Here is a 17,225-nt window from a genome sequence, read left to right as displayed (position 1 = left end):
CTCAAAAACACAGAATGAAACAAAAAAGGCAGAGCTCTCAGGAGACGATTCGGGAAATCGGAAAATCACTAGTAACTCCATGAGTTATCAGGGATTTTGATATTTTTTACAAAATGAAACATTTCCAAAAGAATACTATCTTTTGCAAAAAAAGCTTTCTAAATCAGTTGCTTGAAGAAAAACATGGTGTTGCCAAAAACCTTTTCAACGTGGTGTGCTTAGCCGACGAGGAATTGGAGGAAATGGCATGGCGCATCAAGTTGAATCATTGGGAAGTTCGAATGCGGTTGTTCTTTTGCTGAGATTTCAGGGGGCTCAGATTATTGCCGAAGACTCGCATTTGAAGTTCCCGGATCGTGCACTGATTCCCGCTGAACTTAAAAAAATTCTTGAGCTTGTAAAACGAGTCTTTTCTAGCTTCGTTCTGGAAACCATGCCCAGAGAGGCAGTTTATTTTGATATTCACCCTCATGTTGCAAGACCGGATGCTGGTCAGGATCAGCAGTGGCTTGCCTCAATTGAGGCCTCAACCGAGCTCTCCGTAGGCATCAGAAGTGAATTACAGCAGCTTGCCTTCCATGTTTTGTCCCGAATCACACACGGTACGGCGGAGCTTTTTTCGGCCGCATTGAGCGCAGATGAATCTCGAGAGTTTGACGACTTGGACTGCGTCAGTGAACAAATTGAAAAATTCATTCAGGTGAATGGCGGCAGGCCGTTGCAACAGACTTTTTCTGTCTCTTTAGATTTGAACTCATCCGAACCGATCATTGTTTCTGGGCATGTGCGAGAACCGGAACTTCGAGAGTTTCAGTCTGAGGATGTCTCGGGTATTGCACTTGTCGACGGGTTTCGTGCGTCGAAAAATGAAGTGTTTCTTTTTCCAGTCGAGCACAACCGAGCCTTGGGGAAGAGCCTTTCATTCAAATGCACAAACTCTGACATTTTTCTGCCCCTTGCCGAGGCGCATGCCACTCGAAAGATGATCAGGTATGTTGCTAGGACCATCCCAAAAGCCAATGCCCAAGGCGTAGAACAGGAGATTTCTGCCATTGAGATCATGGTGGATAACAGCTTTGAGTTGGAGTGAAGCAGATCAGATGTCCCTTCCAGGGTATACGCCGAAAATATCACCAATTATCACTATTTATCATTGAATCATCAGTCGCACGATTTTTAGGGTGAGGTACTGTGAGGGTCAGGTTATCAATAGGAGAAAGACCATGGCCAAGCAATCAAACCACCAAGGTGACATCAAAAACCCGAACAAGGGTACGTCAGGGACCAACACAACCTACGACAAAAACCAGGGCAATCGTGGCAAGCAGTTGAACCCGAACCGCAAGGGTAAGTAGGTGATTTGAGGCCGGAGGGTGTAGTAGCCTCCTGCCTCTATTTTATTTTGGATAGATTGAGAGACAGAATGGAAGCCCAAAAACCATCTAGGAACCGCAAAAAACGCCCATTCAAGCAAACCAAAGAACTGGTTCGTCTGGCCCTTAATGATGGTTGGACACAAGCCGATATAGCAACCAGCTGTCGTACTCAACAGTCGATTGTCAGTGACTGGAAGAAAGGAACGAAGACTGGCACGGAAGAACAACTCAGGCCATTGCTGGAAGTATTTGGTTCCAAGTTACGGCGAGCATCTTTTCGCTTTTACAGAGCAGTTTCAGGGGCCTTGGAGGGAGGTATATGGCATAAAGTAGAAGGTCAAGTCATTCTTCAGCGAATAGTCTATTGCCAAGATCCTCAGCAAGCCAAGTGGGAGCCTCTATACAAGCTCGTCGTTCATGCACTCGGCAGGGGGAAATTCAATGCATTGTATCTATCACCGGTTTCCCTGGACAAGGTTGCTTGTGGCAAGGATGAGAACTGGCTTATCTGTTATGCTCGTATGGATCTTGATGTAACAAAACTTCTTGGTTTCATTGATAATCCAGACGTTAAACCGAGAACTCCTTCACCCCTAGATGGTGAGGTTCAAATTAAATACCTCGTCCGTGCTGCGCTTCTGAATCACGGCTACCCTGTGGATGATGTGGTAACTCATCCGGCTAACTGGTAGCGTAAAGAACCCCTATAGCACCTGAGCGGCTCAAAGCTCATGGCCCGGCAGCCATAAACAGCCACTTTCGTTCGCTCTGATGAGCTAGCCGCGCGAAGTGCCAGTTCGCACCCGCGCCGCGATACGAAAACAATTCGGAATGCACGGTTGCTGCCTTGAATGAGGCTAGAAGAAAGGGGTTCTTCGGAAGTCCGATTAGTCGAAACGCCACTGTGCAAAACGGGTAAGGGGTGGGTACAAGCCCGAGCCGTCAGTTAACTGGCCGCTCGGGCTTTTTTGTGTCTGAATAGACTGCTTGTGTTGGAGAGGTGAAAGTGCTTAACAAAACGAGCAATGGTAATATTTGGGATTTTACCAGCGCATAAGCGGCCACCATGCAAGCTAAACACTACAAACTTACCTTCACCAACGGTGCTCTGCTTCAACGAGAGTCGCTCGCTGTGATTGAAGCGTACATGGATGTGCGAAACTGGGAGGAAGTGAAGAAGATGGTTTTCGCTGAAAATCTTCTTCAGGCCAGAACATACGCGAGTCTGAAGATTCTTTTTCGGGAAACAAGAACCCGTCTTCAATGCCTGTCCGATACCGAGCTTGAGTTTATTTATCTGTCTGAATCTGCGACACAGTCTCTCATGCTCTGGCTCGCTGCATGTCGGGCTTACAGGCTGATTCGTGAATTCGCTGCAGAGGTTATGAATGATCGGTATACCAGTCTGATCTGTGACCTGCCTCGAGACACGTTTGACACATTTTGGATGCAGAAAGCCAATTACTATCCAGAACTTGATCAAATAACCAGTGCAACAAAAACGAAGTTACGGCAGGTATTGTTCTTGATGTTGCGAGAAGCGGGGCTCATTGATCAGAACGATCATATTCAGCCATGCGTACTACCTTCAGCGATGGTCAGTTTGATAAAACAGAACAACCTGGCAGAGCTTGATTACTTCCCGCTGTTTAGAAACGACTACCCAGGATAAAAATGACTACCGATCTAACCAATGCACCGATGAGTGAGCGCTTTGAGCACCTGTTGTCGGTGACTTCCGGTGAACGCTTTCTGAAAATGCAGGGCCTTGGTAATGAAGTGCCATTTTTCATCTGCTCTTACGCTGCTTCTGAAGCAGTAGCTATCAGCAAGCTACAGAAGCAGCTGATTGCTCGCTTGGCTGAGCGCGGTATATCCGTGCTGCATCTGAATCTTTATGACCTTTGTATTGAAATATTCAAGGCAGAAGGTATCTGGGAGAGGGTTCTGGAAGTTGAACCTGAAGAGAGCAAAGAAGACTTTATTGAATTGCTGCAAGGTGTTCTGGACCCCGAGTCCAACCTCGTCCCTTTGATGGCACAAAAAATTGCCGCAACAGAACACCAGATTATGGTGCTGTCGGGGGTGGGAGAGGTTTTCCCTTACATTCGTTCGCACAATGTTTTGAACAACCTGCAGAAAGTCGCCAAAGACCGACCGACCTTGATGTTCTTTCCGGGGGAGTACACACATTCTCTGGAATCCGGTGCATCGCTCGACCTGTTTGGGCTGCTGCGAGACGACAAATACTACCGCGCCTTTAATATTTACCACTGCGAAGCATAAAACGAAGGATACGTAATGAGCTTGAAGTCCCTGTTTCTTAAGGAAGTTGATCGTCCTATAGAAGGCGTTATCAAAGCCGATGATAACGCCAGCCTTCGCCTGGAGTTGGAAGAATACGTACTGACCAACGAAATCGAAAAGCGCATGGAAGAATTCCTGGAAGCTTACACAGGTTACGCTGGTGCTAATGGTGTGTGGGTTTCCGGCTTCTTTGGTTCCGGTAAGTCCCACCTGTTGAAAATGTTGGCACTGTTGCTGGAAAACCATGAAGTTGGTGGTACGACTGCTCTGCAGGAGTTTCTGCCGAAGTGCAAAGACAATCCAATACTCAAGGGACTGATCGAAAAAGCCACTGCGATACCGGCCAAAAGCATTCTGTTTAACATAGATCAGAAGGCCGACATCATCAGCAAGGACCAGATAGATGCTCTGGTTGCAGTGTTTGTAAAAGTCTTCGATGAGATGTGTGGTTACTATGGCAAACACGGCCATATCGCCCAGTTTGAGCGAGACCTCGACAGCCGTGATCTGCTCCAGCCATTCCGTGATGCCTACCAACAAATTTCTGGTAAACCTTGGGAAAAAGGGCGTGAGCAAGCACTGCTGGAAAACAGAAACATTGCCAAAGCCTATGCGGCAGTGAGTGGCGGTGATGAAGCAGACGCCAAGGACATCATCAAGGGCTACAAAGAGCACTACAAACTTTCGATTGACGATTTTGGTCAGCAAGTCGCCGACTATATTGAGCGTCAGCCGAAAGGCTTCCGCCTGAATTTCTTTGTCGACGAAGTGGGGCAGTACATTGCCGACAACACCAAGCTGATGACCAACCTGCAAACGGTGGCAGAAACCCTGGCGACCAAATGTAATGGTCAGGCCTGGGTGCTGGTCACTGCGCAGGAAGAAATGAAGTCAGTGATTGGTGAAATGAACAAACAGCAATCCCACGACTTTTCAAAAATTCAGGCACGCTTCAAAACCAAAATGAAGCTTACCAGCGCCGATGTTGCCGAAGTGATTCAGCGTCGCTTGCTGACCAAGACTGATAGCGCAGCCAGTCAGCTGAATGTGCTTTACGATGCAGAGCACAACAACTTCAAGACGCTGTTTGATTTTGGAGATAACTCGGTCAGCTATCGAAACTTCCGCGACTGCGATCATTTTGTTCAGACCTATCCGTTTATTCCGTACCAGTTTGCTTTGTTCCAATCGGCGATCAATAACCTGTCGCTGCACAACGCTTTTGAAGGTCGACACAGCTCGGTGGGTGAGCGTTCGATGCTGGGTGTGTTCCAGCAAGTAGCGGTGCAGATCAGCGACCACAAACTGGGAGATCTGGCGTCTTTTGACTTGATGTTTGAAGGGATTCGCACCTCCCTGAAATCCCAGATCCAGCGAGCGATCATTCAGGCTGAGCAGCACTTGCAGGACCCATTTGCAGTCAAAGTGCTCAAGGCGCTATTCCTGGTTAAGTACGTCCGTGAATTTAAGGCAACCGTCCGGAATCTTTGTGTCTTGATGCTGGGAAGTTTTCAGCAGCCGTTATCTGAATTGCGAGAACAGATTGAGCACGCTTTGAATCTGTTGGAGCAACAGACCTACATTCAACGTAATGGCGATTTGTATGAATTCCTGACTGATGATGAGAAAGACGTCGAAGAGGAAATCAAAAGCACCGAAGTTGAAAGCACCGAAGTTGCAGCCTTGCTGCACGACCTGGTGTTTAACCGGGTTATCAAACAACGAAAGATCCGGGTCAGTGGCGGTACCGGAGCTGGAGTCGATTACAACTACTCGCAGAAGCTGGATGACAAGCTGTTTGGTCGGGAGCAAGAGCTGGCGATAAATATCATCAGCCCATTCCACGAGCACTCAGATAACCAGCAAATGCTGATTACCAGCTCTACCTACAACATTGACCAGTTGTTTGTTTGTTTGCCATCTGACGACCGTTTGATTCGCGACCTGACGACCTACAAACAGACTGAAAAGTACGTCAAATTAAATTTCTCTTCGACTCAGCAAGAATCAATCAAACGCATCTTGCAAGACAAAGGTCACCAAAATCAGGAACGCTACAAAACGCTGGAAGAAAGCCTGAACAAGCTGATCGGTAAAGCAAAAATACTGGTTGCAGGCTGTGAACTGGAAATCAGTAGTACTGATGCTCAAAGCCGTATTGTTCAAGGCTTCCAGGAATTGGTCACTCGCGCCTATCCAAACCTGAAGATGCTACGAGGTGTGGTGTTTGCCGAGGATATGATCAAAGACATCCTCAGTAACCAGGGCGGAACACTGCTGGGCGGTGATGCCACCCAAATGGCAGAGTCCGAAACCGAGGTGTTGTCGTTCATTAGCAGTAACAGCCGAACGGGTATTCGTACCAGCCTGAAGTCGTTGGTTGAGCGTTTCGAGCGCAAGCCCTACGGCTGGAACTACCCGGCGATCCTTTGCGTATTGGCTAATTTGCTGGTGAGAAACAAGGTCGAGGCCAAGGTAAATAGCAATACTGTAGAAGACCATGATCTCGAACGAGTACTGCGTAATACCCAAAGTCACGGCAACACGCTACTGGAGCCTCAGCAGGAATTTACTCCTGCTCAAGTGCGAGGCCTGAAGGATTTTTACAGCGATTACTTCAACCAGCCTGCGGCCAGCAGCGAGCCAAAAGCCCTGGGTACCGAAATCGCGCAGCGGTTTATCGATCAGGTAAACGATCAACTGAAGCCACTGGTAGCGCTTGCAAACCAGTATCCGTTCCTGCAAGCGCTTAACCCGGTGATCGATCTGCTAGGTAATATCAGTAAAAAGCCCTATAGCTGGTTCCTGATTGACCTCAAACGTGAAGAAGACAAACTTCTCGATCTGAAAGAAGACCTCATCGACCCCATTCTGCAATTTATGAATGGAGCCCAAAGAGGAATCTACGACGATGCTCGTAAACTGCTGAGCACTCATAAAGAAAACTTCAGCTACGTTGATGAAGCAGCGGAAGACATACGCCAGATTCGTCATGCTCTGGATGACGCCAAATGCTTCAAAGGCAATCGTATACAGCAAATCAAGCAGCGGATTGATCAGGTGCATGTATTGGTCGATGCGCAAATCTCTGCTGCGCGTGCCAGTGCCTGCCAAACCTTAGACACCATGCAGTCCCGCCTTGAGACGATGGAAAGCTTCTTGTCGTTACCTGATGTACGCCAGCAAGAGTTACTGGAACCGTTCGGCAAACTGAAAAATGATATTCAGCAGCAACAGCTGATTGCTGTGATCAATGACCGTTTGCGTCGCTTCGAAGACGACGGTTACGAACGTCTGCTCAGTCGAATCAATCAGATGGCGGAAGCACTGAATCAGCAAAAAAAAGCAGCGACCAGCCAAACAGCTGCCCTGAGCGTTACCACTGAAAAAGCAGGTATTTCAGAGAACTTCACCGGTTCGGTTACTCCTGACAAAGAAGATGAAGTGACACCTCAACCAACAGTATCGTTTGTCGCTATACGAACGCTGGAGCACGGCTACGCCAAAGCCTTGATCGAGAATGAACAGGATGTCGAAAGTTATTTGGAAACGCTGCGAGAAGCACTGAACAGCACCCTTAAATCCGGCAAGAAGGTGCGTGTATGATTGAAAAACTTCACCTTAAAAACTTCACCGCGTTTGATGATTTGGAGCTGAAGCTCTCGCCGAAAATCAATGTGATTATTGGTGAAAACGGTACCGGTAAAACCCAGTTGCTAAAGGCGCTGTACTTTTGCAATAAAGCTCTGGCATCCCAAACTCCTGGTGCAGAAGATCTTCTGCATACGTTCAGGCCGTCCCCGCTGTCCCTTAAAGAGCTTGTCGGTAACGACGGGAAAGCCAAGGCTGAAGTTCATTGTGAGTTGGCTACTGGGCAGGCAATGGACATTTCCTTCTCTGCTAACTCTAGGCAACTGGTTCAAGATCGCTTTATGAGCAATCCGCCTGCTGCCAAGCCAACTTTCTTGCCTGCCAAGGAAGTTCTTTCTTTTCTGAAAGGAATGTCTGCCAGCAAGCTAACCGATGTTCAAAATCATGGTTTGTTTGACCAAACCTATCTGGATCTGATCAGCAAGCTACTGGTGAAGGCAGCGAGCAAGCCGGGTGAGAAAATAGATGACGACCCACGCTTTGCTGATGTGTACCTCAAACTGGTCGAAGTCCTCGGAGGCAAGTTTGAAGTTATGTTTCCCGGAGAAAACCTGATTATTCGCTTTAATTCCGGCGAGTATGAAAGAGTCAAAGACGAATCCAGCCCCAATTTTGATCAAATGACGTTTCGAAAGCGCCGTTCTGATTCCATGGATATGACGGCAGAAGGTCTTCGTAAGTTAGGAAACTTGCAGCTCCTGTTGGCTAATCATGAGTTGGTTCCTGGCTCCGGTGGTGTATTGCTGTGGGACGAACCCGAAGCCAACCTGAACCCCAAACTGATGAAGCTGGTGGTCGAGACCTTGTTACAGTTTGCCCGTAACGGCCAGCAAATCGTGGTGGCGACTCACGACTATGTGCTACTGAAGTGGTTTGATCTGCTGATTGATTCCGGCAAGGGCGATCATATTCGTTATCACGGTCTTTCCCGTGATGAGGATGGCAAGATCTCGATCGAAGTGGCCGACGATTACAAATACCTCTCAACCAATGCGATTTCCAACACCTTCAGTGAGTTGTACGACGCAGAAATCCAGCGATCCCTTGGAGGCAGTTGATGACCATTCTCAGGGAAGGAGATCTGGAATTCGATTTTAGTAATGCTATCAGCGCCTTTTGCTACGACGACGATACGTTTCATGGCAATCATGCGATGAAGCGTGTGGACTTGATTGCTGAGTTCGAGGATCGGTGGGTATTTCTGGAAATCAAAGATCCGGACGTTCCTGGCGCGGCGAGCCCGGATAAGTTCAAGCAGAAATTGCTGAGTGGCAACTTGATCCCCGATTTAGCCAGTAAGTATCGGGATAGTCTGTGGTTCCGCGCACTCAGTCGCAAGTTAGGCAAGCCCGTTGATTACGTCGTACTGCTTTCCATGGCTACACTCGACCCGGCAATGTTATTGGTTCAGCAAGAACGTTTACACAAGGCGTTACCAATGAAGCATTCAGAATGGACGATGCCATTTGCGGAAAAGTGCCTGATTGTAAATCTGGCAACCTACAAAAAAATTTTTGGCGCTGATTCCGTACGCCGAATCAGTGACAGTGAGTAAGAAAATTCATGAGCGATAAACTCGAAACGTCCAAACTGAAGAAATTTGCCCAATACGCCCGCCGTACCCTGCTGGAACAAGTGGCAGCCAAGCTGACACTGGTGTTGGCAAAAGACAGCCCGGCACGTCGTGAATCACCGACTTCGGTCGCTGCGTTGGAAAAAGCCATTGCCGACAGCGGCAAGCCGCAAGTGATCGATCGGGTGGCGTACACCTGGTTTAACCGCTTCTGTGCGCTGCGTTTTATGGACGTTAACCGCTACAACCGCATCAATGTGGTATCACCGGCTGACACAAGCCAGTTCCAGCCAGAGCTATTGGCAGAAGCCAAAAGTGGTGTGATTGATGACGGCATGGTGTCGGACGCCACCGCGAAGAAAATTCACGGTTTGCTGAATGGCAGCATCCCAAGCCCGGATGGCCAGGGGGAAGCCTATCGACTGTTAGTGGTGGCGGCCTGTAACAGCTTGCACACGGCCATGCCGTTTCTGTTTGAACGCATCGAAGACTACACCGAACTGCTGATGCCGGATGACCTGCTATCAGGTAATTCCATTCTTGCTTACATTCGCGAAGCCATGACACCAGACGCCTGTGAAAGCGTCGAAGTGATTGGCTGGCTGTACCAGTTCTATATCTCTGAAAAGAAAGATCAGGTCTTTGCGGACCTGAAGAAAAACACAAAAATCTCACCGGACAATATCCCGGCGGCGACCCAGTTGTTTACCCCGCACTGGATTGTGCGTTACCTGGTGGAAAACTCCCTGGGTCGACTCTGGCTGCTGAACAACCCAGGTTCCAAGCTGGCCGAACAGATGGATTACTACATCGCGCCGGTCGAGTTGGAAACCGACTATCTTAAGATCAGCAGCCCGGAAGAAATCAAAATCTGCGACCCGGCCTGTGGCTCTGGCCATATGCTGACCTACGCCTTTGATTTGTTGTACGCCATCTATGAAGAAGCCGGTTACGACAGCAGCGAGATTCCGGAACAAATCCTCACCCATAACCTGTACGGCATCGAAATTGACGAACGAGCAGGGGAGCTGGCGGCTTTTGCCTTAACCATGAAGGCCGCGCAGTCTTTTAAAGGGAGTAAACAGCGGCGCTTCTTTAACAAGGGCATCAAGCCCAATATCTGCGTACTGGAAAATATCCATTTCAGCGACGACGAACTGGATGAGTACACCGACTTTGTCGGCCGTGATCTATTTACCGCTGACTTGCGCATCACCCTGAAACAGTTTGAAGAAGCCGATAACTTTGGCTCGCTGATTCGCCCACACCTGAACGATGTCAGCGAAGTACTGCGCACTTTCGAAGCCAAAGATGTAGCCGGGCAATTATTCCTGGCCGATACCCATAATCGTGCTTTGCAGGCGCTGAAACAAGCGGATTACCTAAGCTCCAAATACCATGTGGTGGTGGCGAATCCGCCATATATGGGGCATCGAGGAATGAATAGCCTATTAGGGGGGTGGGCAAAGGAGTATTATCCAGCCACAAAGACTGATTTGTATTCTATGTTTGTAGAAAGAATATTGAAGTCTATATGCTCGGGGGGGTTTGCTGGTTTTATGTGTCCATTTACATGGATGTTTTTGTATTCTTACTCTGAAATGCGTGATTTTTTACTTTCTGAATACACTCTTACCAGTTTGATTCGTCCAGAATATCACGCCTTTTTTGATTCGGCATATGTTCCTCTTTGTGCTTTTACCATTTTTGTTAAAAGAGATGAGGATTTTCCCGGTGTTTTTATTGATTTGAATGATTTTTATGGATCAAATCAGCAATCAGTAAAAGCACTGGAAGCGATTAGAAATATAGATGTTTCTTGGCGATATACTGTGTCGGCATCTGAGTTGAGAAATATTCCAGGCTCGCCAATTGCTTATTGGGCTACAAAGTCCATGCGTGAAGCATTTTTAAAAAATACATCTTTAGGCGAGTGGGTGCCGGTTAAACAGGGACTTGCAACTGCTGATAATGATCGATTTATACGTCTTTGGGGTGAGGTTTCATTTAAAAGTTTTGGAGTTGGTATTAAATCTTCTTCGGAAACTATGGACGATTCTTGTAAGTGGTATCCGTACAATAAGGGTGGTGATTTTAGAAAGTGGAATGGTAATTTTGAATATGTAGTATTGTGGGAGAATGACGGATTCGAGATACGAAACTTTTCAGATGAAACGGGTAAAGTAAAATCTAGAGCACAAAATACAGGGTTTTATTTTAAACAGGGGGTTACTTGGACATTTATCAGTTCTTCTAATTTTGGTGCTCGGTTTGCTCCTTCTGGATCTGTCTTTGACGTTGCTGGTTCTACGGCTTTTCCTCCAGAGGAATTAACAGTAAAGCTGACAGCATTCCTTGCGAGTAAAGTGGCCTGGAAATTCTTGGAATTATTAAATCCAACACTAAATTTTCAAGTAGGAAATATATCTTCTTTACCCGTATCTAAGGAACTTCTTAATAGAATCCCTGAGTCGTATGGGGCGTCTGCTATAAGTTTTTCCATGCAAGACTGGAACGCCTACGAAACCTCCTGGGATTTTACCTCCCTGCCATTACTGCAATCCGACTACCGTCAGCCCACTCTGGAAGCCACCTATCAGCAGCTGCGTGAACACTGGCGAACTCAAACGCTGGAAATGCAACGTCTGGAAGAAGAGAACAATCGTATCTTTATCGAAGCCTATGGCCTGCAGGATGAGCTGACGCCAGAGGTGCCGTTAAAGGAAATCACCCTGACCTGTAACCCGCATTACCGCTACGGCGGTGACAAGACCGATGACGAGTTGGAAGCGGTCTTGCTGGCGGATTCCGTGAAGGAGCTGATCTCGTATGCGGTGGGTTGTATGTTGGGTCGTTACAGCCTGAACAAGCCAGGGCTGATTTTGGCCAATCAGGGCGAGACACTTGATGACTACCTGAAGCAGGTGCCGAACCCGAGCTTCCCAGCGGATGACGATAATGTGATTCCGATTCTGGATGATGGCTATTTTAACGACGACATCGTTGCGCGTTTCCGCTCTTTCCTGAAAGTCACTTTTGGAGAAGCTCAGTTCGAAACCAATCTGGCGTTTGTGGAAGCGGCGCTGGGGATGGATGTACGCAAGTACTTCCTCAAGGATTTCTACAACGACCATGTGAAACGCTATAAAAAACGCCCGATTTACTGGCTGTTTTCATCGCCGAAAGGCTCGTTTAACGCGCTGATTTATATGCACCGCTACCGCCAAGATACCGTCAGTGTGGTGCTGAACAACTACCTGCGCCCGTTCCGCGATAAGCTGGTTAACGAGAAAAACCGCCAGGATGCAGTCAGCATCAGTACTTCGGAAACCAAGGCCAATAAAGCCAAGGCGCTGAAGCGCATCACCCAGATCAAAAAGATCCTCGACGAGCTGGATGAGTATGAACACGACGTGTTGTACCCGCTGGCTGGCGAGAAAATCGAGATCGATCTGGACGACGGCGTGAAGCAGAACTATCCGAAGTTTGGTGCGGCATTGAAAAAAATTGTAGGGCTTGATTCGACGGCAGACTGATTCAGTGTGGCGGCCTGTTGAATGTCCATGATGCACAAGCCGCCGATCACAACATGGCGGAATCAGCTAAACAGGAGGGCTGCGGGTCTGGCTTTCGCCTTCCCGAGCCTTCGACGACAACTCGTTTGTACCAGTGGCTGTGATGCTTGCTATTCCTGATCCGGGCGTTGATGACAGACTTCTGGATTGCTCTGCATGTTGGCAACTTACGATTCTTGCTTTATCTGATTGGGCGATAAGCATGGCCTTCCATAGGTGGCTTGCTGATAGCGGAGTTGCCATCGAATTTAAAGAGTGTGCTATCCACATCTGACTTTTAAAAGGAGTGCTGCCATGGCAGGCAAATATGAAAAAGCTATTACCATCAAGGATGCGATCGCGGCTATTAACGATCGTGACTATCTGTTGCCTGCGATTCAGCGCAAGTTTGTCTGGAGCAGCCACCAGATTTGTGTGCTGTTTGACTCCATCATGCGTGGTTACCCGATCAATAGCTTCATGATGTGGGAAGTGAAGGAGGATAACCTGAAGAACGACTACAAGTTCTATGCCTTCTTGAATTCCTACTGTCAGCGTTTTAATGAAGAAAACCCGGTTGTTAAAACCAGCGCCAGCTTCAAGAACTTTAAAGCTATTATCGATGGTCAGCAGCGATTAACGTCCTTATACATCGGCCTGTGCGGTACTTATGCCTATAAGCAGCCACGCAAGCATTGGCCGTCGTCACAAGACAAAAACGTCTTGCCTCCCCGCAAGTTGTATCTGGATTTGAGTCAGGCGATCGACCCGGAAGGTGATGAGTCACTGATGAAGTATGACTTCCGGTTTTTGACGGATGAGCAGTACAACAAGTCGATAGCGAGCCAGGATTCAAAACGTCATTGGTTTTGTTTGCATGAGGTACTGAAGTTTCCGGCCAAGAGCAGCAGCACAGAGGTGTTGTTGCAGGTAGTTCAGCCTTACCTGATGGAACATGGTTTGATCGGTAATGTTTTCGCTTGTGAAACCCTGCTCAAGCTGTATGAGGTGATCCGGACTCAGGATCTGATTCATTATTTCAATGAAACTGAGCAGGAAATTGATCACGTGCTGGATGTGTTTATTCGCACCAATAGTGGTGGTACCAAACTGGACTTCTCGGACTTGTTGATGTCGATCGCGATTGCTCATTGGGATGGTGATTTCCGAGAGGAACTGGATGAGCTGACCAAACAGATTCATCAGGATAATGAGATGGGCTTCTACATGGAGCGCGACTGGATTCTGAAAGTTTGCCTGATGCTGACTGGTTCGGATGTGCGCTTCAAGGTTAAAAATTTCCATTCCGAGCAAGTGGCTGAAATCCAGCAGCAATGGGATGCTATCAAGGCTTGTATTGTTGAGTCTTTAAAGCTGGTGCGGCGTTTGGGCATTAATTCGCAGTCGCTGACTTCCAAAAATGCTGTGATTCCGATTTGTTTCTACCTGTACAACAAGCAGGTATCTGAGGCTCCGTTGTACAAATCCATCAACAATCTGGCGAAGCACTCGGGTCAACGAGCCAAAATCAGCCAGTGGTTGTATATGGTGCTGTTGAAAGGGGTGTTTGGTGGGCAAGCAGATACTATCCTGAGTGCTATGCGTACAGTGCTAGAGAAAAACCTGGGGGGAGACGCATTTCCTCTGGAGGCTATCGTTGATCGTTTCCGAGGTACCAACAAGGACCTGCGTTTTGATGAGGAGTATCTGGATAGCATGATGAATATCCAGTACGGCGATGTTCGTTGCCGGGCACTCTTGCATTTGCTGTTCCCTGAGATGAATCCAACCGAGGTTTTCCATATTGACCACCTGCATCCGAAGAGCGCATTCGACAAGAAAAAGCTCAAGCAGGACGATCGTCTGAAGCAGGATGATCAGTTAATGAGCTTTTACCTGTCTGATCGCCATTGGAATAGCGTTGCCAATTTGCATCTGCTGAATCATTCCCAGAACATCAGCAAAAATGATCAGCCGTTGGCTGATTGGCTGGCCCGGCCAGACATTCATTTGTCGGCCGAAACGCTGTTGGTCGCCGGTGTGGATATGTCGTTTGAGGCATTTCCGCAGTTTTACGAGATTCGCCGTAAGGCATTGAAAGACAGACTGAGGGAACGTGTGTATCTGTCTCAGGTGATGCCAGTGGAATCGGCCGAAGAAGAATTTGACGAAGAGGTTGTGGAAGATTCCACCGTATGAACGACCAAATACAACGCGCACTCATCAGACAGTTTGACAAGCACCGGATTGTTTTCTGGTATGACGCCAAGGATGAGTTACGCGCGGAGTTCGACGCTTTGCAACTGGACGGTGTTGAAAAAGTAGAAATTGCCAACAACGAGTACGGTCTTAAATACCGGATGTTGCGAGAACAGCCGGAGCAAAAATTCCTGCTGTATAAGGCTGCTCCTCAGCCTGACGACATTCAGAACTGGTTGCTCGATGTGCAGCTGGCGCACGGTACGTTTCGTACTGATCAGGTTGGCATCTGGATGTCTGAGCTGGATTTGGGCATCGGTTTTCAAAGCATCGTGGCGGAGCATGTGGAGTTCTATAAGTCTGCCAAGCGCCTGGAGCTGCTGAAAAAACAGATTCAGCGTGATGATACCGAGCACATGGTTCGTCGCCGTATGCTGGCAATCTGTGTGGGCGGTGATGCGAGAATCGATTCTGTTCTAGAGCACCTGTTACAGGAATATTCCGAAAAGTCTGACGATGCGATCAAGCTGGTCGAGCGTTGTGGGCTGGCTGAGTTCTTGTGGGAACAGGTTAAACAACATTACGGCTATCACTCAGCAACGCCGGGCATTAAGGACTTTGTAATTGAGCTGTTCAAGTCCTGTTATGCGATGCTGCTGTTAAATACAGGAGCAGAGGTTCGGCTGAACAATGATGCTCTGGTGTTCCTGAAGCGTTGGAAAGACAGCCGACAGTTCGAGACATCATTTGAAGCGATATCCGCAGAGTGTGCGGATATTCTGTCGATCGAGCGTGACTTGTCGACCAGAGATTTCAAAGCTTTGGTAGAGCTGGATTTCTTCCGGGTGGTGGATCAGAAAATCATCAGCGATATGGTTCATGCCGTTACTCAAAGAACCGTGTCTACGGGTGATGTTGCCGTGTGGGTTCGTCAGCGCCGCCAGACCCATTGGTATCGATCGTTCGAACATTGTTACGAAGCCATCGACTACGCTGCCAGGTTTGTCTATTCCCTTGCCGGGATGAGCCTTCAGATGGACAGTTTGGCCGATGCTGTCGAACGTTATAAAAACTCCTGGTTCAAGCTGGACCAGCTGTATCGGAAATTTATTTATCACTCGGTCAAGTCTGGTCAGACGACCTTGCTGAGTGAACTGAATACCCAGATCGAAAATCTCTATTCGAACAGTTACCTGCTCAAACTGGGCGATTTGTTCAGTCATCAGGTGGCTAGTACTGAACGTTGGCAGGCATCGCCGGTTATTCGTCAAAGCCAGTTCTATCGTCACTGGGTAAAACCGTTTATTGAAAAAGGCACCAAGGTTTGTGTGGTTATCTCGGATGCCATGCGTTATGAAATTGGTGATGAGCTGCAACGCGCAATCCGTAAAGAAGATCGCTTCGACTGTGATTTGAATCCGATGTTGTCGGCATTACCGAGTTATACCCAGTTGGGGATGGCCTCGCTGTTGCCTCACACTTCTCTGGAAATCTCGAGCAACGATACCGGTACGGTATTGGTGGATGGGGTGAGTAGTCAGGGGACTGCGAATCGCAGCAAAATTCTGGCTGCTGCGTTAAGCGGACGAGGCCAGGCGATCAAGGCTGAGGAGTTTTCCGCCCTCAATCGTGATGCCAGTCGGGAGCTTATTAAAGCGAATGATGTGCTGTATGTGTATCACAACCGAATAGACCACACCGGCGACAAAATGCACTCAGAAGGCGAAGCCTTTGATGCTGCAGAACGTACGCTGGAAGATTTGTTGAAGTTAGTGAAAAAGCTAACTGCTGCCAATGTGAGCAACATTCTGGTGACAGCGGATCACGGTTTTATTTATCAAAACCGTGAGCTGGATGAGAGCGACTTTATTAACGATGAAGTGAGTGGCCAGAGTGTGCTGTATCGGGATCGTCGCTTTGTGCTTGGACAGGGGCTGCGAGATTCAGAAAACTGCCATAGCTTTTCTTCAGAGCAGCTGGGTCTGTCTGGATATATGGAAGTGCAGATTCCCAAGTCGATTAATCGACTACGTCTGAAAGGCTCTGGAAGCCGGTTCGTTCATGGGGGCGCTACGCTGCAGGAAGTTGTGGTTCCGGTTCTGAAAATCAACAAAGGCCGTAAGAGTGATACTGCTGCTGTTGAGGTCGAGATTATCAACACGGGTAGCAATTTGATTACTTCTGGGCAATTGGCTGTCAGCCTTTATCAGACGGAAGCCGTTACAGAGAAGCTGCAGCCTCGACTCATCCGTGTTGGTATCTATACCAAAGGTGGCACCTTGATTTCTGATCAACATGAAGTGCTGTTTGATTTTGTCTCTGAAAATGCACGGGAACGAGAGTTCACAGTCAGGTTCTTGATGGGGCGTGAAGCGGACAAGGCCAACAACGAGGTCGTTACCCTGCGATTGGATGAAAAGCTTGAAGGTACGTCCCACTACCGTGAAGGGTACCGTACTGCGGCGTACACAGTCCGTCGTTCATTTACCAGTGATTTTGACTTTTAAGCAGGGGCATTTCGCAAGGCAAGCTCTGATTCTTTGTGTATTTTAAAGCACCTGGACA

11 protein-coding genes are annotated in these 17,225 nt (G+C 48.1%); all 11 read left to right on the top strand.

Translation table 11 applies throughout. The features are described 5' to 3' along the window. The first annotated feature begins 247 nt into the window (after nt 1-247). The 11 genes from OUO13_RS18405 to pglZ all read left to right on the top strand — a co-directional run bounded on the left by OUO13_RS18405 (nt 248) and on the right by pglZ (nt 17,167). Nucleotides 248-1,090: a hypothetical protein gene (locus OUO13_RS18405; protein WP_283175373.1), complete on the top strand. Its 843-nt coding sequence runs from the start codon at nt 248-250 to the stop codon at nt 1,088-1,090. A gap of 133 nt (nt 1,091-1,223) precedes the next feature. Then, nucleotides 1,224-1,355 (top strand): alpha-amylase, encoded by a 132-nt coding sequence (locus tag OUO13_RS18400; protein WP_283175372.1) that lies wholly within the window; start codon nt 1,224-1,226, stop codon nt 1,353-1,355. 68 nt (nt 1,356-1,423) lie between these two features. Beyond that, nucleotides 1,424-2,068, top strand: coding sequence for a helix-turn-helix domain-containing protein (locus tag OUO13_RS18395; protein ID WP_283175371.1), 645 nt, complete (start codon nt 1,424-1,426; stop codon nt 2,066-2,068). Between the two features lie 374 nt (nt 2,069-2,442). Beyond that, nucleotides 2,443-3,048 (top strand): DUF1819 family protein, encoded by a 606-nt coding sequence (locus OUO13_RS18390; protein ID WP_283175370.1) that lies wholly within the window; start codon nt 2,443-2,445, stop codon nt 3,046-3,048. A 2-nt stretch (nt 3,049-3,050) separates the two neighbouring features. Continuing rightward, entirely contained in the window at nt 3,051-3,662 is a 612-nt protein-coding gene (locus tag OUO13_RS18385; RefSeq protein WP_283175369.1) for a DUF1788 domain-containing protein, read from the top strand. Nucleotides 3,663-3,677: 15 nt separating this feature from the next. Beyond that, the gene (gene brxC / locus OUO13_RS18380) at nt 3,678-7,289 is read left to right on the top strand and encodes a BREX system P-loop protein BrxC (protein ID WP_283175368.1); all 3,612 of its coding nucleotides are present in this window, start codon (nt 3,678-3,680) and stop codon (nt 7,287-7,289) included. Continuing rightward, on the top strand, nt 7,286-8,392 hold the full coding sequence (locus OUO13_RS18375) for an AAA family ATPase (protein ID WP_283175367.1): 1,107 nt from the start codon (nt 7,286-7,288) through the stop codon (nt 8,390-8,392). The genes brxC and OUO13_RS18375 overlap by 4 nt, the downstream gene beginning before the upstream one ends. Then, nucleotides 8,392-8,889: a hypothetical protein gene (locus OUO13_RS18370; protein WP_283175366.1), complete on the top strand. Its 498-nt coding sequence runs from the start codon at nt 8,392-8,394 to the stop codon at nt 8,887-8,889. The genes OUO13_RS18375 and OUO13_RS18370 overlap by 1 nt, the downstream gene beginning before the upstream one ends. A gap of 8 nt (nt 8,890-8,897) precedes the next feature. Beyond that, nucleotides 8,898-12,443: a BREX-1 system adenine-specific DNA-methyltransferase PglX gene (gene pglX, locus OUO13_RS18365; RefSeq protein WP_283175365.1), complete on the top strand. Its 3,546-nt coding sequence runs from the start codon at nt 8,898-8,900 to the stop codon at nt 12,441-12,443. Between the two features lie 333 nt (nt 12,444-12,776). Continuing rightward, entirely contained in the window at nt 12,777-14,660 is a 1,884-nt protein-coding gene (locus OUO13_RS18360; protein WP_283175364.1) for a DUF262 domain-containing protein, read from the top strand. Then, nucleotides 14,657-17,167, top strand: coding sequence for a BREX-1 system phosphatase PglZ type A (gene pglZ, locus OUO13_RS18355; RefSeq protein ID WP_283175363.1), 2,511 nt, complete (start codon nt 14,657-14,659; stop codon nt 17,165-17,167). Before OUO13_RS18360 ends, pglZ begins: the two co-directional genes overlap by 4 nt. Nucleotides 17,168-17,225 lie beyond the last annotated feature (58 nt).

Origin of the sequence: Parathalassolituus penaei (assembly GCF_026626885.1) — a bacterium.
GTDB lineage: Bacteria > Pseudomonadota > Gammaproteobacteria > Pseudomonadales > Oceanobacteraceae > Oceanobacter > Oceanobacter penaei.
Note: the sequence above shows the minus strand (reverse complement) of the source record. Positions and strands in the feature narration are given on the sequence as shown.